At 54.0% G+C, this 23920-nt stretch carries 16 protein-coding genes; 13 read left to right on the forward strand and 3 right to left on the reverse strand.

The window, feature by feature from the left end; genetic code table 11:
* Positions 1-119 precede the first annotated feature (119 nt).
* A complete protein-coding gene (gene lysS / locus ABQ298_11020; protein ID MEQ9824905.1) occupies positions 120-1637 on the forward strand; it encodes a lysine--tRNA ligase in 1518 nt (505 codons plus the stop codon).
* A 60-nt stretch (positions 1638-1697) separates the two neighbouring features.
* On the opposite strand, the gene ABQ298_11025 is transcribed toward lysS, so the two are convergent.
* Entirely contained in the window at positions 1698-2489 is a 792-nt protein-coding gene (locus tag ABQ298_11025) for an alpha/beta fold hydrolase (protein MEQ9824906.1), read from the reverse strand.
* Positions 2490-2534: 45 nt separating this feature from the next.
* On the opposite strand from ABQ298_11025, the gene ABQ298_11030 reads away from it, so the two are divergent.
* From ABQ298_11030 to ABQ298_11075, 10 genes are all read left to right on the forward strand, one after another.
* Positions 2535-3338 carry a ParA family protein gene (locus tag ABQ298_11030; GenBank protein ID MEQ9824907.1) on the forward strand — a complete coding sequence of 268 codons (804 nt, stop codon included), beginning with the start codon at positions 2535-2537 and terminating at the stop codon, positions 3336-3338.
* A gap of 107 nt (positions 3339-3445) precedes the next feature.
* Complete coding sequence (rnc, locus tag ABQ298_11035; protein MEQ9824908.1) at positions 3446-4231, forward strand: ribonuclease III; 786 nt, start codon at positions 3446-3448, stop codon at positions 4229-4231.
* A 42-nt stretch (positions 4232-4273) separates the two neighbouring features.
* Positions 4274-7705 carry a transcription-repair coupling factor gene (mfd, locus tag ABQ298_11040; protein MEQ9824909.1) on the forward strand — a complete coding sequence of 1144 codons (3432 nt, stop codon included), beginning with the start codon at positions 4274-4276 and terminating at the stop codon, positions 7703-7705.
* A gap of 19 nt (positions 7706-7724) precedes the next feature.
* Positions 7725-8723, forward strand: coding sequence for a peptidyl-prolyl cis-trans isomerase (locus ABQ298_11045; protein MEQ9824910.1), 999 nt, complete (start codon positions 7725-7727; stop codon positions 8721-8723).
* 56 nt (positions 8724-8779) lie between these two features.
* Positions 8780-9583, forward strand: a complete 804-nt coding sequence (locus tag ABQ298_11050) for a queuosine precursor transporter (GenBank protein ID MEQ9824911.1) — start codon at positions 8780-8782, stop codon at positions 9581-9583.
* 13 nt (positions 9584-9596) lie between these two features.
* On the forward strand, positions 9597-10781 hold the full coding sequence (gene tgt, locus ABQ298_11055; GenBank protein MEQ9824912.1) for a tRNA guanosine(34) transglycosylase Tgt: 1185 nt from the start codon (positions 9597-9599) through the stop codon (positions 10779-10781).
* A 14-nt stretch (positions 10782-10795) separates the two neighbouring features.
* A complete protein-coding gene (pseH, locus tag ABQ298_11060) occupies positions 10796-11374 on the forward strand; it encodes a UDP-4-amino-4,6-dideoxy-N-acetyl-beta-L-altrosamine N-acetyltransferase (GenBank protein ID MEQ9824913.1) in 579 nt (192 codons plus the stop codon).
* A 128-nt stretch (positions 11375-11502) separates the two neighbouring features.
* Positions 11503-13407: an ATP-binding protein gene (locus ABQ298_11065; GenBank protein MEQ9824914.1), complete on the forward strand. Its 1905-nt coding sequence runs from the start codon at positions 11503-11505 to the stop codon at positions 13405-13407.
* A gap of 101 nt (positions 13408-13508) precedes the next feature.
* Entirely contained in the window at positions 13509-14453 is a 945-nt protein-coding gene (locus ABQ298_11070; GenBank protein MEQ9824915.1) for an HDOD domain-containing protein, read from the forward strand.
* A 15-nt stretch (positions 14454-14468) separates the two neighbouring features.
* A complete protein-coding gene (locus tag ABQ298_11075) occupies positions 14469-14876 on the forward strand; it encodes a gamma-glutamylcyclotransferase family protein (protein ID MEQ9824916.1) in 408 nt (135 codons plus the stop codon).
* Positions 14877-15190: 314 nt separating this feature from the next.
* Here the strand turns inward: ABQ298_11075 and ABQ298_11080 are convergent, their stop codons facing one another.
* Both ABQ298_11080 and ABQ298_11085 read right to left on the reverse strand, forming a co-directional pair.
* Positions 15191-16882: a methyl-accepting chemotaxis protein gene (locus ABQ298_11080; protein ID MEQ9824917.1), complete on the reverse strand. Its 1692-nt coding sequence runs from the start codon at positions 16880-16882 to the stop codon at positions 15191-15193.
* A 28-nt stretch (positions 16883-16910) separates the two neighbouring features.
* The gene (locus ABQ298_11085) at positions 16911-17582 is read right to left on the reverse strand and encodes a DUF2490 domain-containing protein (protein ID MEQ9824918.1); all 672 of its coding nucleotides are present in this window, start codon (positions 17580-17582) and stop codon (positions 16911-16913) included.
* Between the two features lie 219 nt (positions 17583-17801).
* Between ABQ298_11085 and ppk1 the strand changes: the two genes are divergently transcribed.
* Together ppk1 and ABQ298_11095 are read left to right on the forward strand one after the other, a co-directional pair.
* Positions 17802-19973 (forward strand): polyphosphate kinase 1, encoded by a 2172-nt coding sequence (gene ppk1 / locus ABQ298_11090; GenBank protein ID MEQ9824919.1) that lies wholly within the window; start codon positions 17802-17804, stop codon positions 19971-19973.
* Positions 19974-20112: 139 nt separating this feature from the next.
* Positions 20113-23709: an ATP-binding protein gene (locus ABQ298_11095; protein ID MEQ9824920.1), complete on the forward strand. Its 3597-nt coding sequence runs from the start codon at positions 20113-20115 to the stop codon at positions 23707-23709.
* The last annotated feature ends 211 nt before the right edge of the window (positions 23710-23920 follow it).

Below are 23920 nucleotides of genomic sequence, written 5' to 3' on the forward strand. Positions count from 1 at the left end.
TGTGGCATGCTCTCAGCTGGCAAACATCCGCTTGAATCTTGACACGGCGGCCTTGCATGTTGTGCTGAAACCTTTGCGCGGACGATGCGCACCAGACCAACGTCAACCGATTCACAGTCATGAACTCAAACCCATCTCCTTCCGATCAACCCATCGAGGACCATTCCCACGACTTGTTTGCAGTGCGCATGGACAAACTCAAAGCGATGGAAGCGGAAGGCGTCAGCCCCTTTTTCGCAAACTGTGAACAAACCCACACCTCTGCCCAGGCGGTCGCAGGTTACGTCGAAGGGGAATCACAGCCCACAGTCAAAGTAGCCGGACGCATTGTCACCTTTCGCGTGATGGGCAAGGCCAGTTTCATCAAGCTGCTCGACCGCGACGGTCGCATCCAGTGCTACGTCACCCGGGATGACATAGGGGTCGAACTTTACCAGAAGTTCAAGAAGTACGACCTGGGGGATTTCCTCGGCGTAGAGGGTCCGCTCTTTGTCACCAAGACCGGAGAAGTGACAGTTCGCGCGAAAAAAATTACGCTTGTATCCAAGTCCCTTCGTCCGCTGCCCGAAAAGTTTCACGGACTGTCAGACGAAGACCAGATCTACCGCCAGCGCTACCTCGACCTCATCGTCAACGAAAAATCCCGCCACACCTTGCAGACGCGCAGCCGCGTGATCCGTGAGATCCGCCAGTACCTGTGGGAACAGGACTTCAGCGAAGTCGAGACACCCGTTCTGCAAAGCATCTCGGGAGGTGCGGCGGCGCGTCCGTTTTTCACCAAATCCAATGCGCTCGGGGCCGATTTTTCGTTGCGCATCGCCCTCGAACTGCCCTTGAAACGCCTGCTGGTCGGTGGTTTTGACCGGGTGTTTGAAATCGGAAAAGTCTTCCGCAATGAAGGTATTTCGCGCCGACACAGCCCTGAGTTCACCATGCTGGAGGTGTACCAGGCCTACTCTGACTATCGGGGGATGATGCAGTTGTTCAAGGGCATGATCGACCGCATCTGCGAACGCGTGCTTGGCACCTGGACCATCGAGCGTCCCGACGGAGAAACCATCGATCTCAAGGGCGATTGGAGGGAAGCGCGCTACAAGGATCTCATCATTGACGCAACTGGAGATCCCGACTGGTTCACTCGCAGCAAGCAGGAAAAGCTCGCCAAGACCGCCAAACTCGGCATCGAAGTCAATCCCGATATCGAAGACTTTGAGGTGACCAACAATGTTTTTGAAAAACTGATCGAACCAACGCTCATCCAGCCGACCTTTGTAACGCACCTGCCCAAACAGCTCATCCCACTGGCCAAGCAGTCGCAGGATGACCCAGACACTGTTGAAGTCTTCGAACTGTGCATCAATGGACAGGAAATCGCGCCTGCCTACTCCGAGCAAAACGATCCCATCGCCCAGCGTGAGGCCTTTGAATTCCAGGCAGGAGAAGAGATTCAGAACATTGACCAGGATTTTCTGCTTGCCCTGGAGCATGGCATGCCGCCCGCGGGTGGCATGGGCGTCGGCATTGACCGACTGGTCATGATGCTCATGGGGACCAACAACCTGCGCGACACCATCCTCTTTCCCACGCTCAAACCCGGAAAATCCGAAATGGTCAAGATCGCTGAAGACGGGAAATAGGCGCTTGAGGGTGACGGCATCGCATCGCTTCAAGTTACAATTGAAGCGCTTGCCCTCTCCTCACAGCACCTCCCGAAGCAGGGACACAAATGCACCCGGATCCTCAAGATGCGGAGCATGTCCAACACCGGGAAGTGTCTGACAGCTGGCATTGCAGAACAGCGACTGCATTCGCTCGTGCAGTGATCGAAACTTCAGGTCGTGTTCACCCGCGATGAGATGGACCGGAAGCCGCACCTGATGCAAACGATCCCAAACGGGTTCGAGGCTGCCATTGCTGAAATCGAGCAGACTCTGCGCAAGCGCTTCGGGATCGAGCAAATGCTTGCGCTGCAAACGTTGCTGGCTCCAGATCGACGACTGTGACAGCTGCGACCGCAGAATTGGCTGGTCCAACCATGCTTTCAAAAAAGCATGCAAACCCTGTTCACGCAGAAGGGTTGCCCATTGCTGGTCGCACTGCCAGCGTAGGCTCCGCTGCTCGGAATCTTCAAGCCCCGCGCTCACCCCCACCAGAAACAGGGATGCAAATGGCCACTGCCATTCGAGCTGCGCCCGCAGCAACAGTCGCGCCCCCATCGAGTAGGCAAGCACACTTAACACTGCGCCGTCCGCGCTCGCTTCTTCAACCACCTGTGACACCTGTTCGCAAAAATGCCTCCAGCCCGTCAGATCGTCCGGTCGTCTGGCAGGACGCCACTCCCGAACATGTCCGGGAAGGGTCACAAAACGCCAGTCCAGCGACAGTTTCCCCGATTCATAAAGCGGCGCAAAATCGTAGGGTTCGCCCGTGAATCCGTGCACGGCAAGCAGACGGCGGCGGGGTGAATTTTGAACAGCTCGGGATTTCATTCTGGAAATTTGCGCGATGAACTGCAATAGGTAAGCAACACACCTATGGCTGCAACAGTATTTACCATCGCAAATCAAAAAGGGGGCGTCGGCAAAACCACCACAGCCATCAATCTCGGTTCCGCTCTGGCCAACCGCTACATCGATACCCTGATTGTCGACATGGACCCCCAGGCCAACAGCACCAGTTGGTTGGGTTTTGAAAAGCGTGAGGGAGCCAGTATCTACGGTCCCCTGCTTGGGGAGGGCACAGCCCAGGAGAAAATTCTCCCGACCAACAACGATCACCTCTTTCTCATTCCCTCGGAGCCAGACCTTGCCGCCATCGAAACGGAACTGGCCAACACTCCCAACTATCTCATTCAACTGCGCAAGGCTCTCGAATCCGTGATGCGCTCCTTTCGCTTTGACGCCATCATTCTCGATTGCCCACCCTCCACCGGACTCATTTCGATGAACGGACTCGCCGCTGCCGACTACCTGATGATTGCGCTGCAGTGCGAATACCTTGCCCTGGAGGGGCTTGGTCAGATCCTCAAAGTCATGGACCAGATCAAATCGGCTGGAGTGAATCCGAAACTGGAACTGGGTGGCATCATCATGACCATGTACGACCTGCGCACCCGCCTCTCCCAGCAGGTCGTGGATGAAGTGAAAGAACATTTTCCCAACAATGTTTTCAATTCCATCATCCCGCGCAGCATCCGTCTTGCGGAGGCACCCAGTTTTGGAAAATCGATCTTCGAGTATGAGCCGAGTTCTCCGGGGGCACATGCCTACGACAACCTCGCACAGGAGGTGATCGCCAAGTTTCACCTCGATAAGGAAAAAAAACTCAAGCTGACCTGATGCGAGAGACGATGCACTGTCAAATTGCAGTTCAAACTTCCGTTACAAACTCGTGCTGTGGGGTTCTGTGTTTACCGTGAGTGGATGCGATCCGTGCCGGAATTCTCATGCTAAAGCGCGAAATCAGAGCCCTGCAGAAGACGCTGGCCTATCGATTTAAGAAACCGGAGTTGCTTGAACTCGCTCTCACTCACCCCTCGTTTGTTCAAGGCACCGCGCAAAGCGACCGCCACAATCAGCGCCTTGAGTTTCTCGGGGATTCGATTCTGGGCATGATTGTATCCGTGGAGTTGTACAAAGCTTACCCGGACAAAAGGGAGGGATTTCTCACCAAAGCACGCTCCACGCTCTGTCATGGGAAAAACCTCACACAGATGGCCAGAGAACTCGGCCTCGAACCCCATCTGCAGCTCGGCAAAGGCGAACAGCGAGCCCAAAGCAAAGACCGCAGTCAGATTCTTGGCGACTGCCTCGAGGCCGTTATCGGAGCGGTTTACCTGGATGGAGGTTACAAATCCGCACGCAACATGGTACTCAAATGGGTCCGATCCCAACTGGACGCGCTGGAAAGTGAGATGGAAACCATCAACTTCAAAGGCGCACTGCAGGAGTGGTCCCAATCCCATTGCGGAACCAATCGTTTCGAATACGAACTCGTTCGCACCGCCGGACCTGATCACGCCAAGGAATTCACAGTTCAGGTTCTGCTCGGTAACGAGGTGCTGGCAAGCGCAACGGGGTTTTCCAAAAAGGAAGCCGAATCGGGTGCAGCAGAACTGGCACTTGCCCGGATTCGCAGCAATGAAGCTCACTACCTGAGCAGGATCACGGATGCAGAAACCGGAACACCTCCCAGTGCGCCAGATGCGGAATTGCATCCGGACGAGAATTGAATCCCCGACCAGCGCAGTCGCCTCTCACAGATTCGCAACGCCGTGAAACCGATCACCCTACCCGATGTCTTTGAACGGAAATGGATCGCGGGTGTCAGCGATGAAGCATTTCCAAGTGTGCTCATCGAACTGTGCCTGCGCCACACACAGCATCCCGTACACGTGGTTTGTTTCAAGGACAGTCGCACGCTTTCCCACAGCCTCAATGAGGTTGAGGCATTGCTCAGCCTTCCCCTGCCAGGCACTCCCGCCATCGACACCGTCGAACTGCCGTATCTTGAGGACTATCGTCACCTCGATTCCGTTCTGCTCGACAAGCAGTGTGATGTTGTTCGCACACTGGGACTCATCCAGCAGTGCCATTCGCGCCAGCGACCGCTGTTGATCTTCACCACCCCGGATGCACTGCTGCAGGAGTTACCGGATACGCGGGAAATCACCCAACATCAGCTCCATTTGAAAGTGGGACAAAGCATTGACTTTGAATCCCTGAAACAATCCCTCGCCGACCCGCTCGGATACGCGTATGAAGCCGTGTGCGAGCAACCCGGTCAATTTGCCGTGCGCGGCGGTCTCATCGATGTCTATCCGGTCAATGAACTCACCCCCTATCGCATCGATTTTTTCGGCGATGAAATTGAGCACATCAAAACCTACGATCCCACAACGCAACTGACCGATCAGAGCGTGGGTGAACTCCTGCTGCTGCCTCTCACCAATCCGACCTCACATGCTGACACAGCTGAAGCGACCTTGCTCACCCGATACCTCGATGTTCCCTGTGCCTGGTATTTTCGCAATACCGCCGAAATTGAATCTTGCCACGATTCCGGATTTCAAACCAGTGAACGCATTCAGGATGTTCACTCCCGCAAGATCTCCCGGTGCTGGCTCGACCGATCCCATGCCCGTGAGGATGTCTGGTTCGGCATCGATGAACTCGCAGAACATTCGGCACTTCTGCACTGTGTTCAACCCGATGCGGAGCTCTCCTGCACGACCGTCAAGAACTGGCTCTCACACCAGCAGCTCGAAGACTTCCATCCCTCGGAAAAAGAAGCGGGTTTGCGGCAATACGAGCAGCAGTCCCTGCGGCAACTGCATCAGGCAGCGCTATCCACCTACCAGGTGGTGGTTGCGATCTCAAAACCTGATGAACAGGAGCGCTACATGCGCATGGTGCACGATGGAAACAAAGGGGGCATTCCCATTCAAATCGTTACCGGATCCATTCCTGCTGGCATCGTCTTTCAGCGACAGGAAAACGCGTTCTTTCCAGAGTGGTTGACCTGTGACCATCCACAGGCAAAGGGCGTGATCCTGGTCTCCGAAGCCGACCTGCATCCCTACTTGCGCATCCGCATCGGTCGTCGAAGCCAGCGCCGGGCCGTAGAAATCTCCCAGGTCGACCAGATGCTCGACTTCACCGAACTGTCCGACGGCGACCTGCTTGTTCACCAGCAGCACGGCATCTGCATCTTTCGCGGCATTCACGTGCTCGATTTTTCCTCCAACCGTGAGTCGCTCTCACTTGAGTTTGCCGAGGGTTCCATGCTGCACGTACCCCTGACGGAAACCCACCAACTGACGCGCTATATCGGACTGACCAAACGCAACCCCAAGCTGGGAAAACTGGGATCCAATCAATGGGAGAAGGAACGCAAGGCCGCTGAGCGTTCCACCGTGGAACTGGCGGCTGAACTGCTGACACTGCAAGCACACCGGGACAGTGTCGAAGGCTTTGCCTACCCTCCTGATGATGAGTGGATGAAACAGTTCGAAAAGGCGTTTCCCTATACAGAAACTCCAGACCAGCTCACCGCCATCCACCAGTGCAAACACGACATGGAACGCGTGCGCCCCATGGATCGGCTCATCTGTGGGGATGTTGGGTTTGGCAAGACGGAAGTTGCCATGCGCGCCGCATTCAAGGCACTGGAAGCAGGCAAACAGGTCGCGGTTCTCGTACCCACCACCGTGCTCTGCCAACAACATTACCATTCCTTTCGGGAACGCATGGCCCACTTTCCTGTGACCTTGGACATGGTCAGCGGCTTTCGCTCACCCAGTGAACAGAAAAACACACTGAAACGGCTCAAGACCGGACAGGTTGATCTGGTGATCGGCACCCATCGTCTGCTGAGCAAGGATGTCGCCTTTCACGACCTTGGACTCATTGTGATCGATGAGGAACACCGCTTCGGGGTGAAGCAGAAAGAACGATTGAAACAGCTCTCGACCACTGTGGATGTGCTGACACTGAGCGCTACGCCGATCCCGCGCACGCTCTACATGGCGCTCGCAGGTGCCCGCGATCTCAGCGTCATCGAAACACCACCGCGCAACCGCCTTCCCATCGAAACCCTTGTGCGAAACTACAGTGATGAGATCGTTGATGCAGCAATCCGCACCGAGATCGCCCGGGGTGGACAAGTCTTTTACCTGCACAACCGCGTGCAGACAATTGACCGTGTAGCCACCGCAATACAGACACGCAATCCATCCCTGCGCGTCGTAGTGGGCCACGGTCAAATGGAGCGGCAGGAGCTGGAACACATCATGACCGAATTTGTCGATGGAGCCTTCGATGTCATGGTGTGCACCACGATCATCGAATCCGGACTGGACATTCCCAACTGCAACACACTCATCATCGAAGGTGCCGACAAGTTTGGTCTGGCGCAGATCTATCAGATCCGCGGACGAGTGGGTCGTTTCAACCGACAGGCCTATGCCTACCTGCTGCTGCACGGCCGCAAACCTGTCGCAAGTGTCGCGCGCAAACGGTTGTCAGCGATCCAGCAGTACAACGAACTGGGCGCTGGCTACCGCATCGCCATGCGCGACCTCGAACTGCGCGGTGCAGGCAACATTCTGGGCGCAGCGCAGAGTGGTCACATCGCAGGGGTCGGATTCGAACTGTACTGTCGCCTGCTCAAGCAGAGCATTGCCCGATTCCGCGATGGCAGTGGAGCTGCGCTGGTACGTGCAACGGTAAACCTGGACTTTGCCCGCTATGGCGAACCCTCACCGACCCAGGCCGTGGCGACAAAGGAGGTGCGTTCCAACTACGCCATCCTGAAAGATTCCGAGTCAGAATCCTGGGTCGAACCCATCTATGCCTATATTCCAGCTCCGTATATTCACGAAACCAAGCTTCGCATCGAAACCTATCGCAAACTGGCTTCGGCTGCCTCTCTGGATGAAGTGAAACAGATTCGCGCCGCCATGATCGACCGTTTTGGCAAAATTCCGGACGAAACCGAAGCACTCATCCGCATCTCGGCAATTCGTTGCCTTGCCGAGCAGAAAAACATTGCCTCAGTCGAGTGCAATAAGGGAAGACTGATGTTGCGCATCGCGCACACCCGAACCCCCGAATATCACAAAACCGGAACCCACTTTCCCCGCTTGACGAAAAAGAAGCCGCTCCTACTATTGAACGACTGCCTCAGCTTTTTGTCGAAGTTGTAACCGATTTTTCATAACCAACATGCTACGTCACTGGATCACATTCATCATTACCTTCGGAGCACTCGCTGGCAGCAGCTTGCTGACAGCTCAGGAAAACATTACGCCCTGGGAAGATCCAATGGCCAATGGCATCGCAGCCAATGTGGAAGGTCGCATCATCACCTTTTCCGAGATTCGTCGGGAAATGGCGCCCCTGATTCCCCAGGTCATTCGTGAGTCGCGCACACGATCTGAAATGACGGAAAACCTGAACAATCTGGCGAAGGAAATCCTGCAAAACCTCATCGACCGCATTCTGATTGTTCGCGAGTATGAGCAGCAGGAGAAGTTCAAGATCCCGCAGTCCTATGTGGAGAACGAATTTGACGACACATTGATCCGAGATTTTGACAACGACCGTTCCCGCTTCCTGGAGTACCTGCGCTCGCAAAACATGACCATTCGCGAATTCCGCCGCGACCTTCAGGAGAACATCATTGTGAGCGTCATGCGCTCGCAGATGCGTCGTTCCATGTCGAAGATCAGTCCGGAAAAAATCGAACAGTATTACGTGGAAAACAAAATCCAGTTCTTTCAGGAGGAACAGGTGCACCTGCGCCAGATCGTACTGCGGGCAAAGAGCCAGGATCTGATGAATCTGACGCTGGAAAAGGCAAAAAACATCATTTACGAACTCGACCAGGGTGCCCGTTTCATCGACATGGCAACGGAACACAGTGAAGATACCATGGCCGACAAGGGCGGAGACTGGGGCTGGGTTCAGCGCTCGGACATCCGCAAGGAACTTGGCGATGTCGCCTTCAACCTCAAGGCCAACGAATACTCACGCGAACCCATCGTCATGGGCAATCACGTCTTCATTCTTTATGTCGAAGAAATTCGTCCCGAGGGCATCCAACCCCTGGAAGAGGTGCGCGAGTTGATTGAAAACCGCATCATGACCTCGATCTCACGTGAGGCGCAAAGCAAGTGGGTCAATCGTCTCCGGGAAAAGGCCTACATCCGGTATTACATCTGAAGTGACGCCACTAGGGCAGCCTTGCCAGGCGGCGCACATCGTAATACCGGCAATTCATGACCGCAACTACGGGATCCATGCAGTTTCTAATCGACACACTGCAATCCCAAGCGCCCGAAACCGTCTGGGTGATTTTGCTGCTCTTTGCGTATGCCTCCCTGCTTGTGATGCTGCGCTGTTTTGGAGTCTGGGGCGTGACAATCTACATGGCCATTACCCTGATTGCTGCAAACCTGCAGGTTCTGAAGACCGTTCAGTTTTCCATCTGGGAATCTCCGGTGGCCCTGGGCACAGTTCTCTTTTCCACGACCTTTCTCTGTACCGACATCCTCTCCGAATATTTCAGTCCAAAGGATGCACGTCGCGCTGTGTATTTGGGCTTTGCCGGAATGGTGCTGCTGACTGCCTTCATGCTGCTTGCCATCGGATTTCGCCCACTGGACCCATCCATGCGGGATTCCCCATGGGCATGGGGGCTTGAGAATCATGAGCATCTCAGTGCAGTTTTCCTTCCCATTCCGTCCATCCTGTTGGCGGGATTTATCGCCTACCTCTGCAGTCAGATTCTCGACATCTGGATCTACCAACGCATCCGGACCCTCACCCAGAGTCGCTATCGCTGGCTGCGCAATAACGTTTCAACCTGGATCTCTGCACTCATCGATAACACCATTTTCAGCATACTCGCGTGGCTCGTCTTCGCTCCCGAGCCGATGCAATGGGGCGTGGTCGTGCACACCTACATCCTTGGCACTTACGTGCTTCGCGTAGCGGTGGCATTGCTCGACACACCGATTCTCTACCTCGCCGGCCACTGTCTGCCACGTACTACGGCACGCCCCACAGGCGCTGTCACCTGATTTTTCAACAACCATGGACCTTCACCCGGATCTTCATTTCAACATCACACATCAAAGCGGAGGGAAACACGCCCGCACGGGCATACTCTCCACACCCCACGGTGCCATTGAAACCCCCAACTTCATTTTTTGCGCCACCAAGGGAGCAATCAAGGGCCTCACCATGGATCAGATGCGGGAATGCGGTGCCCAAATCATTCTCGCCAACACCTATCACCTGTTTCTCAATCCGGGCGGAGCATTTCTGGAGCGTCAGGGAGGCATCCATCGCATCAGTGACTGGACAGGGCCGATGTTGACCGATTCTGGCGGATTTCAAATCTTCAGCCTGGGCAACGGATGGGTGGCCGATGAGATTAAAGGAAAGCGTGTACACCAGTCCGAAAAAAAACTGGTCAAAATCACTGAAGAAGGTGCCCACTTCATCTCCTACGTCGATGGCACATCCCACTACCTCACACCGGAACTATCGATCCAGACACAACTCCAGATCGGAGCCGACCTGATTGTCGTACTCGATGAGTGCAGTCCCTACAATGTAAGCCGGGACTACACCGCCAACTCCATGGAGTTGAGCCACCGCTGGGAGACCCGGAGTCTCGAGGAATACCTCCGCCGTTCTGACGGACGGCAGGGACTGTATGGCATTGTGCAGGGCGGCGTTTACGAAGACCTTCGCCGCGTCAGTGCGGAGTATGTGAACAGTCAGCCGTTTTTCGGTCAGGCCATCGGAGGTTGCCTTGGTGGGACCCGAGAGGAAATGTATGAGGTCGTGCACCACGCGGCCCGATACCTGCGCAAGGATCGCCCCACCCACCTGCTCGGCATCGGAGGGGTGGAAGACATTTGGAACGGAATCCATCACGGCATCGACACGTTCGACTGTGTGCATCCTACCCGCATTGCACGCCACGGAGGCGCGCTCGTGCGACCTTGCGAACACGGGGGAAAGAGCAATCTCAACCTTCGCAATGCCTGCTTCAAAAACGACGATGCACCCCTTGATGAGCGCCTGCCCTGCAAGGCATCCAACAGCTTTTCCCGCTCCTACATCCACTATCTTATCCGAACAGGTGAGATGCTTGGAATGCAGTTGCTGACCATGCACAATGTTTGTTTCATGATGGAGTTGATGCGATCTGTGCGTCAGTCCATCCGGGAGAACCGCATCGATCAGGAGCGGCAAAACTGGATCTGAAACATTCCCTGTCCATGAACACACCTCCCCCCCCATTGCGTGCTCCCGCTCGCATGCCCAGCGGACTCAACTGGAAGCGCTTCGTCGATCTGAACGCGGAGGAATCCGAAAAGGTGCTGCATTGGCGAAACCACCCGCAGGTACGCAAGTGGATGGTGAATCAGGAACCGATTTCCGAACACGAACACTCTGCTTTTCTGGAAAGACTGCGACAGGGCGACGACCCCGACTACTACCTGCTATTCTTTCAGCAACAAGCCTTTGGAGTCGTCGACTTCTATCGCAAAAGCTCCAACCCGCACAGCTGCTACTACGGCTACTATCTGGATCCCTGCCGCCTCGGAAGTGCCATGGGAATTCTGCTGGAGTTCTGGGTGGCTGAATACGCGCTGACACACTGGCAGTATCACCACATCGTTGCCGAAACCCGAACCGACAACACTGCTGCACGCGAGCTGCATGCCCATTTTGGTTTTTCCGTCATGGGGACCAATTCTCGGGAACTGGAGGAGGCCGTACTGCACGCAGACACCTGGAAGCAGCGACGAAAGCCTGTGCTGAGTGAAATTGCACGGTTTTTTTGCCGACCTTGAGCCATCTTTACCGTGCTGTGCACACTACTGCATTTCCGGTTACCCTGCCTTCCCAAAGCTTGAAAATCCTCGTAAATCCGTGAATTACGGGTCAAGGACATGCGATTTCAGGCGATAATCAAGTCCTGATGCCCGAACAGTTTTTCATTGGCAGAGCCAAGGAGCTGGAACGGCTTGAGCGTGTTACCCTCAAGCCAGGGCTTGCCGTACGCCGTCCACGACTCGCTCACATCTGGGGTCCAGAAGGTTGTGGAAAGACGGCACTGCTCAAAAAGTTCATCAGTTTGCTGCCTGAGGAATCGCAAGCGGTCATCAGTTTTCATTCGAGCTTCGAAGCACTCAATAGTGTCGACGATGCCGAATTCTACGAACAACTCTTTGCTTCCGGCCAAAGCAATGTGGGGGACCTCGTCCCCTGGTTGGTTCAGTTGAAGGCCGACTCAAACAGCGTATCTGCATCCGGTGCTGACAGCCTCGACACCCACTGGTCCAATCGCTTCACCGATACCCTGCATCGCATGTTGCAGGAAAGTGTGATCAACCCGAGGGATCTCTACCTATTTTTTGCGGTCGACAACATCGCTGCACTCCCACTGCAGCTTCGCACGGGCTTCTGCAGTTTTATCGACAGAATTTGCAATTCCCTGCAATCCGACATCCACATTTCGGTGCTGACAACTGGCGATGTCACCTTGCAGCACATTCCCGATCTCTCCCATTTCTGGAGCACATCCATCACCGAAGCCGAACAAATCGAACTCGCCAACCTCACGCGGGACGAAACCTTCCGTCTGCTCGAATCCCACGATCTCGATGCCAATCTCATCTCCAAAATTTACAACCAGAGCGCCGGCAACCCGGGCCAGATCATGGCAACCCTGCAGGACCAGAATCTGCAATCGCAGAATTTTGAGGAAAGTTTCAATCGTGGAAAAAACCTGATGTACCAGTTCAACAACTTCCAGCGTCGCTGGATCCAATGGGCTGCCATCATGCGTCATTGCAATGAAGAATCCATCTCCATGATCACCGAAGGGCGTGAGGTGACCGAATGCATCAACTGGATTCGAAACAACTATCCCGGATACTTCGACCGCGAAGGCAATGACTACATCCTGAGACCTGATTTCCGACGAGCCATCCTTGCCTACGTGCAACGAACGGACCCTCGACTGTACAGTGAAATCAATGAGATTGTTCAGCGCTTAGCAGGAGTGCGCCACGTTATTCCCAACAGCGAACACCGCAACCTGCTCTCACAGCTGGGAGAACTCCATTATTTTGACTTCGACCTCCTCAAACAGCTCTTCAGCGAAGAAACCTATCGTTCCATGCTGAAACTGATCGAAAACAAACCTGTTTTTTTTCGTCAGGAACTCGAATCCTACCGCCTGGCGTCCAACATTCGCACTGCAATTTCAATCTACAATCAACTCAGGAAAAACCCGGATCGAGACAAGTTTCGCCATCGGGTACGCACCTTGTGGGAGGAACGTCAGCGACAGCTCCACCAACAGCTCGACGTGGCAGAAAAGGATTTGCACGAGTTCGAGGAACGCAACCGCAGCCTGTCACAATCCGTAGGTAAGATTGAAACCGAACTCCAGCGCTTGCGCAGGTCCCAGCAACAGCTGCACATGCCTGCTCCTGTGCAAATCTCTGTCCAGAGCAAACGCAGCAGTCTGTTTGGAGCGATGATGCTGCAACTCACTGGTATTGTACTGCTTTACGTCAATACTCTAATCCTTGATACCATGTCGATCAGTTACCTCCTGCTCTCGGGCATTTGCCTGGCGATTGGTGTAGCACTGGGCGCGCGTCAATCGAGTGGACGCGTGATGGCAACCCCCCACGGTTCCATGCAGGTCGCCAAATCGGAGCACTATGACACCGTCATTCGCAATCTTGAGGTGGATTTGGTCAATCTCATGCACCAGAAAGAACAGGCCCAACACCGGATCGAACGCGACAAACTCAATATTCTCAATCTTCAGGCGTCCGCGAACCACACTTACCTCAGTTCGTCTGACTGATCAGGGTAATGTGACTGCTGCACGCGTTCACAGTTTGCCCTGTTTGTGACTGCATGTTGACTTGCACTTTTCCCGCAGATGAATTGCCATACTCGCAACTCATGCCACTCGACGAAAATCTCATTCAGGACCGCATCCGCTCCTGCCCGCGGCTCGGGTCACTTCGTCGCATCAATTCCACCTTTCAGGACCTTGCCAATGCGGATCAGGACTATACGGGCCAGATCGCTGAAATCATCCGGCGCGACCCTTCCCTGACCTCTCGACTGCTGCAGATGGTCAATTCCGTTTTTTACGGATTGAGGGAAAAAGTCAGTAGCGTCGAAGATGCGGTTTTCTACCTGGGAACCAAACAAATTCGGGAAATGGCCCTGGCGACTCCGGTGCTCGAAGACATGCAGCGCTTTGCGGAACACTCCTCCAATGTCGACTGGACGCAATTCTGGCAACAGAGCATCGGGTGCGCGATCATGACCCGGGAGTTGTTGAGCTACTCCGATGTGCGAAGCCAGGGCGACTCCGACTACATCTCTGGCCTCATCTATGGTGTTGGCTACCTGGTGGCTGTGGCTGCCTTTCCTAATCAAATGCATGAGGTCTTCGCAGCAAACCCCGACTCCGAGTCGGGGATGGAAGCCCTGCTCATCGAACACATCGGATGGACACAGAGTCAGATTGGCGGATTTTATCTCGAGTCCAACAACATTCCGGAAGCCATTCGCATGCCTGTTCGCTTCCAGAACGAACCCGAGCTTGCTGAAGAGCACGCCAAGTCTGCAGCTGCCCTCTACCTTGCCAAACGCATGATCGGAGAATTGCAGCAACAACGCAGCGACTCCAGTGCATCTGGCCCGGAAGAAGACGCATCTGTTCCTTTCCCAAATCGCTCAAAATTCCGCATCCCCATGCCCGATGCACCTTCCTGGGATGTCTGTCCAGAATTTCATTTGCTGATCGATGCCCAATCCCAGGACCACCTCTCCACCGCAGGGTCGCTGCGCTACACGCTCGGTCAATTGCCCGGAGTGCTTAAGGGACTCGTCTAGCACAAATCTTCTGTGATGAACGCACCGGCTCTCTCCGATTGCACCCGACTCTTTGTCTATGGCACCCTGAAGCGAAACCATTGTCATGCCCAACATCAGCATCTCGTACGCCATGCCCGTTTCCTCGGAACCGGGATCACGCGCGGTCACCTCTACCGCATAGACTGGTATCCCGCGCTTGTGGATGCAAATGATGCAAAGGCGTGGGTGACAGGAGAAATCTATGACATGCTCGATGCCCACAGCCTGTTATGCGCTCTCGACGAGTTTGAGGGCTTTGACTTATACCACCCCGAAAACAGCGAATACCGGCGAGTCGTGAGGGAAGTACACACCCAGGACGGCAAAAGGATCTGGTGCCAGCTCTACCTCTATCAGCGAAGTGTCGATCCGGCACTTCGCATCGCATCGGGCACATTTTGATACGGATCGCAATTGATACCCATTCTTGTTAAAAGCACTGATCATCAATCACGTTTCCGTAGGGCTCGCGTTCACCGCGATGCCGCATCTTGTGAGGTAACTGAGGTCTCCGGCTAGCGAAGACCTTCTGTTCAGTGAACAAAACCAGAGCCTGTATGAGCATAGCTCCGCGCCCCATGCATGCAGTCACCAAGTATCAGAGATTCCACTCACACACCGTGGAGATAGCGATTCCCACCAAAGGAAAAACCCGCTCGATTGACTTGAGCGGGTTTTTTGCAAATGACCTCAAAGACCGTTGTTTCCGTGCCCTCTCAGGCAATCTTGAACCGTCCGACCAGTGTGAGAAGTTCGCGCGAAGAGGACTGCAACTGAGTCGCACTGGTGTTGAGATCCCGACTCATCTGGTTCACACTGCCCACCAGTTTGTCCACTTCCTGAATCTCGTCGGAAATCGCATTGCTGGACTCCGCACCCGCACTGACATTGCGAGCAACTTCACCGATGCCATCCGACGCCTGGGTGATGTTGCCACTGATCTCCTGCGTAGTGACCGATTGTTCCTCGACAGCTGCAGCGATCGTGGTCACCACCGAATCCACATCGCGAATGATCTCGGTGATCTTGTTGATCTGGCTCAGCGTGCTCTGACTCGAACTCTGGATGCTGTCGATCTGATTCTGAATCTCGTTGGTCGCGTCCGAAGTCTGTCGTGCCAATTCCTTGATCTCGTTGGCAACCACAGCAAATCCCTTCCCCGCTTCACCGGCACTGGCCGCTTCGATGGTCGCATTGAGTGCGAGCAAGTTGGTTTGCGCCGAAATGGCATTGATGACTTCGGTGACCTTGGTGATCTCATTGGCCGCCTGCTCCAGGAGTTTCATCTTTTCCGTCGTGATGTTGGCTTCGGTGACGGATTCGGATGTCATCTCATTGGCCTTTGAGGTGTTGCGCGAAATTTCGAGCACACTCGAATTCATTTCTTCTGCAGCGGTGGCCACCACATTGATGTTGGTGGAATACTGCTCAATCGCACTGGCGATGGTCGCAATGCTTGAACTCAGCTCCTCCGACGATGCTGAGACTGACGTAGAGCGCAATGCGAGATCCGAAGCATTGCCTGTCGTTGACTTCGCAAGCTCAAGCAAATGATCCGATGCCTGCGAAGTCGCTTGTGTGTTTTCCGCCACCTTCTGAATGATCGCCTGCAGGTTGGCAATGAAAGCATTGAACCAATGGGTCAGCTCTCCCACTTCATCCTTGCCACCACTTTCCAGACGCTTGGTCAGATCCCCTTCTCCCTGCGCCACATCTTTGAGTCCCTTAACGGCAGCAGACAGTGGTTTTGTGATCAGGCGGGCCACAAACCATGCGAGAAAGACCGACACGGCGATGCTGATCGCAATCGCGATGATCAACATGGCGATCGTTACCTTAAACGTTAACAGGGCACTCTCGAAGGCACCTTCCGCATCACTGAGGTTCAATTGGGTAGCGCGATCAATATATCCGCGCATGTGATCAAACTTTTCATTCACCGCTCCAACCGAAGCTACGATGGCTTCGTCCCGCGCTTCGCTCTTCGGACTGGAGGCCAGTTTCACTACCTGTTCTGCGGATTGCTCCCACTCTGAGTAGGCCTTGCGAAACTGGGGAACGAGCACGCGCTCATTATCGTTGGTAATCAAATTCGCATAACTTTCATACCGATCACGGCTTTGTTGTTTGTTCTCCTCGAAGGCAGTCACAAGCTCACCCACCTCGGTAGATTCTGGATCTGTAAACAACAGTGTTCGTTCCGCGATAAGGGACTGGTGAAGATCGCGGTCGGCTTCGAGTAGAAAGGTCACTGCTGGCAGTCGAACCGCAAAAATGTCGTCGAGATTGTTTTGAATACGGTTGACGCTCACATAGCTGATGATCCCGAGGATCACCATGAAACCCACATTGATACTAAAGCATACAATGAGTTTGTCGCGGATTTTCAGATTCTTTAAAGCATTCATAGTCAGAAGGGGGTTGATCAGGGAAAGATCAGAAACTCAGGCTGGTTCCAATCACGTGGGTGGTGCGCCAGCTGTGGCTTGTGCCCACACGGCTGCGCTGATACATGTAATACACCGAGCAGGAAAATGCATCGGAGATCGGTAATCCGAGCATGACCGGATAGAGGCGGTTCATGGAAATCACAGAGCGGTCGGCGTCATAAAACACTTCGTTTCCGATACGATAGAATTTGATGAGGTCATGATTCACGGGCCAGGTCAGGGTGGTATATTGGCGCACACGATTAAACACCTCGCTGCCGCGCCCTTCCTTCCACTGCACTTCCCAACGGTTGCGCAGTGCCAGCGTGGGTCCGCCCTCCCCGAACTGGATGGGGTTCGGATTCAACTCCAGGTCAATTCGATACGTTTCATTGTAATCAGATTGTGAGCGGGAGCGGCTCCCCTCGATGGTCGGATGGGTGCCCAGCGTCCATTTTTTACCAAGACGTGTGTTGAACTTCTGGCTGAAGCGATAATACCCCAAAAACTCGGCTTCCGGGAATCGAAACTCCGCATGGCTTCGGGTTTTCACATGCTCACTCAGGGTATAGTTGGGAGCATTCAATGTAATCCACCAGGCATCCACAGCGTGCAGTGCCGACGAGGGCAGCAACACCAGTGTAAAGGTGATCGCCGCAAGGCGTTTTGCGATATTCATGATTGTGATGAGTTTAAGAATCCGGAGCATCCGGAAAACAAGAATTGCATTACAAGAGATCGGCGATTCCCGGGAGCGGTTTAGAAAGAAATTTGGATGTTCCAATCCAACCTTCGGAAACAAACAGGAGTCCATTGTCCCAAAATTGAAACAGGCAAAGCGACCGGATTGGCTGGCAAAACAGTAAATTCAGGTCTAGGCTTGAGGTTTTTCCGATTCATGAAACCTGTAAAGACCGATCACCAGCAAGGCATCCGCACTGTCTCCTACACAGGCGTGCACAAACCCTCGAGCCGCATCCCCTTCTTCAACCGCGAGCTGAGTTGGCTATCCTTCAATCGTCGCGTTCTTGAGCAGGCACTCAATCCCAAGTACCCTCTGCTGGAACGGGTTCGCTACCTCGGATTTGTCAGTTCCAATCTCGATGAATTTTTTGAAATCCGGGTTGCAGGTCTCATGCAGCAGGTGGAGTCTGGCTCGAACATCGAACCCGGTCCCGATGGACTGAGTCCCGCTGAGCAGCTCAAGCGCATCCGCGAGGTAACCCTGCAGCTCGTCAAGGACCAGTACAAATGCTGGCATGATGTGCTCGTCCCCGAACTCGCGCGTGAGCACATCTACATCAAACTGTTCAGCCAGCTCAGCGACCGTGAGGAAACCTGGGCTCGCGAATACTTTGAAACTGAAATTTTCCCGGTGCTCACCCCACTGGCAATCGATCCGGCCCACCCTTTTCCCCAACTGCTGAACAAGTCCCTCAATATCCTGGTGGAACTCGAAAATCCGGAAGAAGAGAGCAATCCACACATGGCGATTGTCCCGGTTCCGCGCATCCTTCCACGCATTGTGCAGATCGGCGAAACCTCCGAACCGGGCATTTCCTACCTGCTGATCAGCTCGTTTGTGAAAAACTACGCGAGCAAGCTCTTTCCCGGACTCAAGGTACTGTCAACCCAGGCCTTCCGGATCACGCGCAACTCGGACCTCTACATTGACGAAGAAGAGGTCGACAACCTGCTCAACACCATCGAAGAAGAGTTGCACAAACTCAAACGCGGCCATGCAGTGCGCCTGGAAATCGAGCGAACCGTCCCCAAACATCAACTCAAAAAACTGCTGCGCACCCACGACCTCAGCGCGGAGAGTGTTTACCTGGTGGAAGGTCCCATCAACCTGATGCGCATCACCGCGATCTGTGACATGGTGGACGCTAAGGAGCTGAAGTTCAAAAGCTTCACGCCCTACACACCTCCATCCCTCACGAGTGCGGCTATCTCGTTTGATACCCTGCGCAAGGAAGACTACCTGCTGCACCACCCTTTCGACAGTTTTCAGCCTTTTGTCGATTTCCTTCACATGGCTTCCAAAGACCCCAAGGTGTTTGCCATCAAGCAAACACTCTACCGCACCAGTGGGGATTCTCCCATCATCGACGCGCTGATGAAAGCATCGATGAACGGCAAACAGGTAACCGCCCTCATCGAAATCAAAGCTCGTTTCGACGAGGAAAACAACATCCAGTGGGCAAAGCGCCTCGAAGAGGCGGGTGTGCATGTGGTCTACGGACTCGTGGGTCTGAAGACCCACTGCAAATGCTGCCTGGTTGTCCGGAGAGACCTTGATGGCATGCGCCGCTATGTGCATTTGGGCACTGGCAACTACAATCCCAAAACAGCACGGCTCTACACTGACCTTTCCTACATGACGGCCAACCCCGCGATCACGACCGATGTCGCTACACTGTTCAACACGCTAACGGGCTTTTCGCGTGCACCGGAGTTCCGAAAGCTCCTGGTCGCTCCGTTCAACCTGCAGCCCATGCTCTGCAAGTACATCCAGCAAGAAGCTGCCAACGCCGAAGCAGGTCTTCCTGCACGCATTGTCGTCAAGGCCAACAGCCTGATCGACCGGGAGGTGATCGGAAATCTCTACGCCGCTTCTCAGGCAGGAGTGAAGATCGAGCTGATCATTCGTGGCATCTGCGGCATCGTACCCGGACTGAAGGGGTTGAGTGAAAATATCCGAGTGCGCAGCATTCTGGGGCGTTTCCTCGAACATCACCGTATCTTCTACTTTGAAAATGGAGACCAGGACCCCATCTTGCTCATGGGCAGTGCGGACTGGATGCCACGCAATTTCTACCGTCGCATTGAAACCGTCGTTCAGATCGAAAACCCCAAAATCCGGGACCGTATCAAGCACATCCTTGAGGTGTATCTGAAGGACAATGCAAACTCCAAGTTGCTTCGCTCCAATGGCGCCTACACCACCTTTCCCATCCCCGAGGAACAGCGCACCTTCAGTGCACAGGACAGTTTCATGGATGAAGCAACGGAAAAGCGGAATTACTTTGAGTCCAGTGAACTGCCACCGCTGAAAACCCAGCACTGATCCCGATGGACGATCAATCCAAACTTGGCGAACAGCACCTGTCGGAATTCAGAAACCGCAGTGGATGACTTCAGAAATCGGGTTTTTGACCGATCATCAAGCTTCCCGTTGATGTGGACTCCAAATCGCCCGCTTCTGCATGTCTATTCGCTACACCCCAGGCATTGTACTCAGCTTGCTGAGCGGAATGCTGTGGGTGAACGACGCATCCTGCACTGAAGCGGGTCAACCGTTCTTCCGAAGTTATTCGTTTGAAGAAATTGGGAACCTGTCCCCCGGAGCTCAGCTTTGCAGTGATGCGAACGGCATGCTCTGGGTCAGTCAGCAGGGAACCCTGCTCGCTTTTGACAATCAGAGCTGGATCGACATGCTCTCCCCGTCCGAAACCCAGCGCAACCTCAGCCTCATTCACGCTGCACCCGACGCTACCTTCTATTATGGAGCTGCTGGAAATTGGGGACGACTTCGCATGCAGGAAGACGGAACATTAACCACGGATAGCCTGCGTTGTGAGCGCGCTCCTTCCTGGACGTTGAACAACCGCATCGATCATATCGCCATCATTCCCGAGGGTATCGCTTTTCAAGGACAGCGCGGATTGATCTTCTACGATCACGAAAGCGGTCAAAACCATTACTTCGAGATCCCCCGAACCCAGCATATTTTCACCCTCAACGACACCCTTTACGTGTCGTCAGATACCCGGGGAACTGAACGCCTGGAACTGGAGTCCATGCAACTGCTGCAGGTCTTGAATTCCTCAACCTCGCATTCACCGGTCATCACCAGCAGCACGAAGCTTGCATTGGGTTCTGTCATTGCGATTACCCGTCAGGGGACTCTGCTTCGCTTCGATGGTGAACAGTTCGAAAACTGGCACAGTGAGATTCCGATGCCGGAGAATGCAACAGAAGCGGTCCTGCTGCGACTGGATGAACATCAACTCTCCTTCGCTCATCCGTCGGCAGGTCTGTACATTCTCAATGAGAAGGGCCATATCCTCAAGCACCTGGAGGGTGAACCCTTTCGAAACATATCGGACATGGAGGTGAATGAACCCGGAGTGCTCTGGATATCCTCAGGCGAAGGCATCGTGCGTTTGATCTACAACTACCCCGTGTCGGTCTTTGATCACCGCGCAGGACTTACCCTATCCTGGCCACAAATCATTCGTCACCAGAATGAAACCTTGTTTGCTTCAAACGGAAAACTCTACCGTCCCCTCAACGACAGCCCCGGATCCCTCACGCGATACGAGCAGTGGAACCTGGATCAACCCTACGGAATCTGGACCTTGAATAGCACACCACACGGCTTGTTGTTCGGCAACTGGAGTGGCCTCTATTTTTGCAGCACGGATGAAAACATTACTCCCGTGCTCTCTTCGATGCAGGTGAGTCGCATCGTACCGACCGATGCAGAATCGACGACCTTCCTGATTCTCGGTGAAAAGCAAATGACCTTGATTCGCTGGACGGGGGAACAGTGGGAGGAACTCTCTGAACGCGTTCCTTCTGTAGGTTATCCCTCCGTCGTGCATCGCACATTTCCAGATTCGATCTGGGTGGAATTGGGGCTGAATCGAGTTGCCCACATTCGAATCGAAGGGGAGCGCATTCACAGCGACATCATAGACTTGTGGGATGATGCAAACCCCCAATGGATCGGGATCGGCAATATCGGAAGCCAGACCGTACTGTCGAACGGGGGTGGCACCCTTCATTTCTACGATGAACAGAGCAGATCCTTTCTCGAGCACTCTGAATATGAAGCCACACTGCGAGCCTCACCACTACCGGCACAACGGGTTGTGCAAACAGCAGATGGCACTGTCTGGATCGGGTATGCGAACGGAGTCTACCGTTTGAAACTTGAAGGCGACCAAGTGGAGTATGACACGGAGTCCCTGCGCCTGTTGCGCATCAATCATCCCATTTTTAATGTCATTGGGGATACGGTCTGGATCGCTGGAGAGAAGGTCGCTTACCGCATCGACACGCAGCTTCCAAGACTCCCGAGACAACCCCCATTTCCCCACCTTATTCGAGTCTTTGATGCACGAAACAACCAGTTAATCGCCCACTCCATGGGTGATGATTTCTCAAAAATCCGTCACATTCCCTATCGCTCCAACAGCCTCACCTTTCATTTTTTCCCAGGAACTTACCATACCCTGCGCAGCCCCCAATTCCAATATCGTCTCAGCAGCCACGAATCCGCCTGGTCCAAACCGGGCCACGATTCCAGCCTCACTCTCCCCTTTCTGCAACCCGGACACTACAAGCTGGAAGTTCGCCTGCTTCAGGATGAATTCATCATCAGCGATGTCTTTACCACCGAGTTCACGGTTCTCCCTCCCTTTTACCGCACGGGTTTGGCCTACGCCCTTTATGCTGCTACGCTCTTCGTCTTTATTGCGCTGACAGTGCACTGGTTCAATCGCAGTCTACAGCGTCGGGCTCAGTATTTCCAAAAACTGGTGAATCGAAAGACCCGCGAACTCCATCGCGCAAACAATGATCTGCGCCAGGCCATGCTTCGCGCTGAACAGGCTTCGCAAGCCAAATCCCAGTTCCTTGCAAACATGTCCCACGAGATTCGCACCCCGCTGAACGGATCGCTGGGCATGTGCAAGTTATTGGAGTTTACGAAACTCGACTCTGAGCAGGAGGATTTGCTGCGGGTCATGCGAATCTCGAATGAGGCCCTTTTGGCGATCATTAATGATATTCTGGATTTCTCAAAGGTCGAAGCGGGTGAAATCCAGCTGGAATCTGAACCCTTCAGCCTCCGGTCCCTGATGAATGACGTCGTAGATCTCGTCATCCCGTCCCTGCAGAACCGCCCGATAGAACTCACGGTATCGGTTCAGAACGAAGTGTGCGACCATCGAACTGGTGACGCCATACGCATCCGACAGGTACTGCTCAATCTGATCAGCAATGCGATCAAATTCACCCCGAGCGGATACGTCCGGGTGGAGGTCACCCATTCTGCAGAAACTCCCGGAAGCCTTGTCTTCAGTGTTCAGGATTCCGGGATTGGCATGTCCGCTGATACCCTTCAAAAATTGTTCAAACCGTTTTCTCAAGGCGACCAATCCACTTCCAAGCGTTTTGGAGGAACCGGGTTGGGACTTAGCATTTCGAAAATGTTGACCGACCAAATGGGAGGAACACTCACGGTGCAGAGCCAAGTCGGACAGGGGAGTGAATTCCGGGTAAACCTCCCCCTTCCAATCAGTGAACTGCCCGCCCCCCATCCCAGCGATCATTCACGACAAAATGCTCCCACATCATCGATGGATTCTGAAGCCGATGGCATCGATCCCGAGCTGGCTAAGTCCCTCAAGATTCTGCTCGTCGAGGACAATGTGGTTAACCAGAAAGTCGCCTGCCTGCTACTGAAGCGGTTGCAGCTCAACTGCGATATCGCCTCCAATGGAATCGAAGCCATCGAACGCTTTGAGCGCGACCAACACGACCTGATCCTCATGGACATTCAAATGCCCGAAATTGATGGATACGAAGCCAGTCGCCGGATCCTCTCGAACTGCAAACCCGAAGAAGCCCCTATCATTCTGGCCATCACGGCGGGAGTGATGGAAGAAGAAAAACAGAAATGCATGGCAGCCGGAATGCACGGGTTCATTCCCAAGCCTATCCGATTCTCCACCCTTCGCTCCGAATTGATGCATGCCCTCGAAATGCTCTCCGCTTCCCGAAATCCACGTTGACAAGATGCAACTGCACCCAACATTTTGCAATTAGACTCCATCCCGAAAAAGTAAAACACTCACCCCATCATTTACCCTGTTCTGGTTTCGACGATCCAGTCCATGCCACTCATGCGACAAGGCGCCACTCTCGGAGGTAATGCACAGTGCGACACTCTCGCCAACTGCACCACCTCCAGCATTGTCGAAATACCAGAATCAACACTTCACC

Source organism: Puniceicoccaceae bacterium (assembly GCA_040224245.1).
Classification (GTDB): Bacteria; Verrucomicrobiota; Verrucomicrobiia; order Opitutales; family JAFGAQ01; genus JAKSBQ01.

Bases quoted from the DNA above. Each gene is read 5' to 3' on its own strand.
- lysS (MEQ9824905.1), top strand. From the start codon at position 120: ATGAACTCAAACCCATCTCCTTCCGATCAACCCATCGAGGACCATTCC.
- ABQ298_11025 (MEQ9824906.1), bottom strand. From the start codon at position 2,489: ATGAAATCCCGAGCTGTTCAAAATTCACCCCGCCGCCGTCTGCTTGCC.
- ABQ298_11030 (MEQ9824907.1), top strand. From the start codon at position 2,535: ATGGCTGCAACAGTATTTACCATCGCAAATCAAAAAGGGGGCGTCGGC.
- rnc (MEQ9824908.1), top strand. From the start codon at position 3,446: ATGCTAAAGCGCGAAATCAGAGCCCTGCAGAAGACGCTGGCCTATCGA.
- ABQ298_11045 (MEQ9824910.1), top strand. From the start codon at position 7,725: ATGCTACGTCACTGGATCACATTCATCATTACCTTCGGAGCACTCGCT.
- ABQ298_11050 (MEQ9824911.1), top strand. From the start codon at position 8,780: ATGACCGCAACTACGGGATCCATGCAGTTTCTAATCGACACACTGCAA.
- tgt (MEQ9824912.1), top strand. From the start codon at position 9,597: ATGGACCTTCACCCGGATCTTCATTTCAACATCACACATCAAAGCGGA.
- pseH (MEQ9824913.1), top strand. From the start codon at position 10,796: ATGAACACACCTCCCCCCCCATTGCGTGCTCCCGCTCGCATGCCCAGC.
- ABQ298_11065 (MEQ9824914.1), top strand. From the start codon at position 11,503: ATGCCCGAACAGTTTTTCATTGGCAGAGCCAAGGAGCTGGAACGGCTT.
- ABQ298_11070 (MEQ9824915.1), top strand. From the start codon at position 13,509: ATGCCACTCGACGAAAATCTCATTCAGGACCGCATCCGCTCCTGCCCG.
- ABQ298_11075 (MEQ9824916.1), top strand. From the start codon at position 14,469: ATGAACGCACCGGCTCTCTCCGATTGCACCCGACTCTTTGTCTATGGC.
- ABQ298_11080 (MEQ9824917.1), bottom strand. From the start codon at position 16,882: ATGAATGCTTTAAAGAATCTGAAAATCCGCGACAAACTCATTGTATGC.
- ABQ298_11085 (MEQ9824918.1), bottom strand. From the start codon at position 17,582: ATGAATATCGCAAAACGCCTTGCGGCGATCACCTTTACACTGGTGTTG.
- ppk1 (MEQ9824919.1), top strand. From the start codon at position 17,802: ATGAAACCTGTAAAGACCGATCACCAGCAAGGCATCCGCACTGTCTCC.
- ABQ298_11095 (MEQ9824920.1), top strand. From the start codon at position 20,113: ATGTCTATTCGCTACACCCCAGGCATTGTACTCAGCTTGCTGAGCGGA.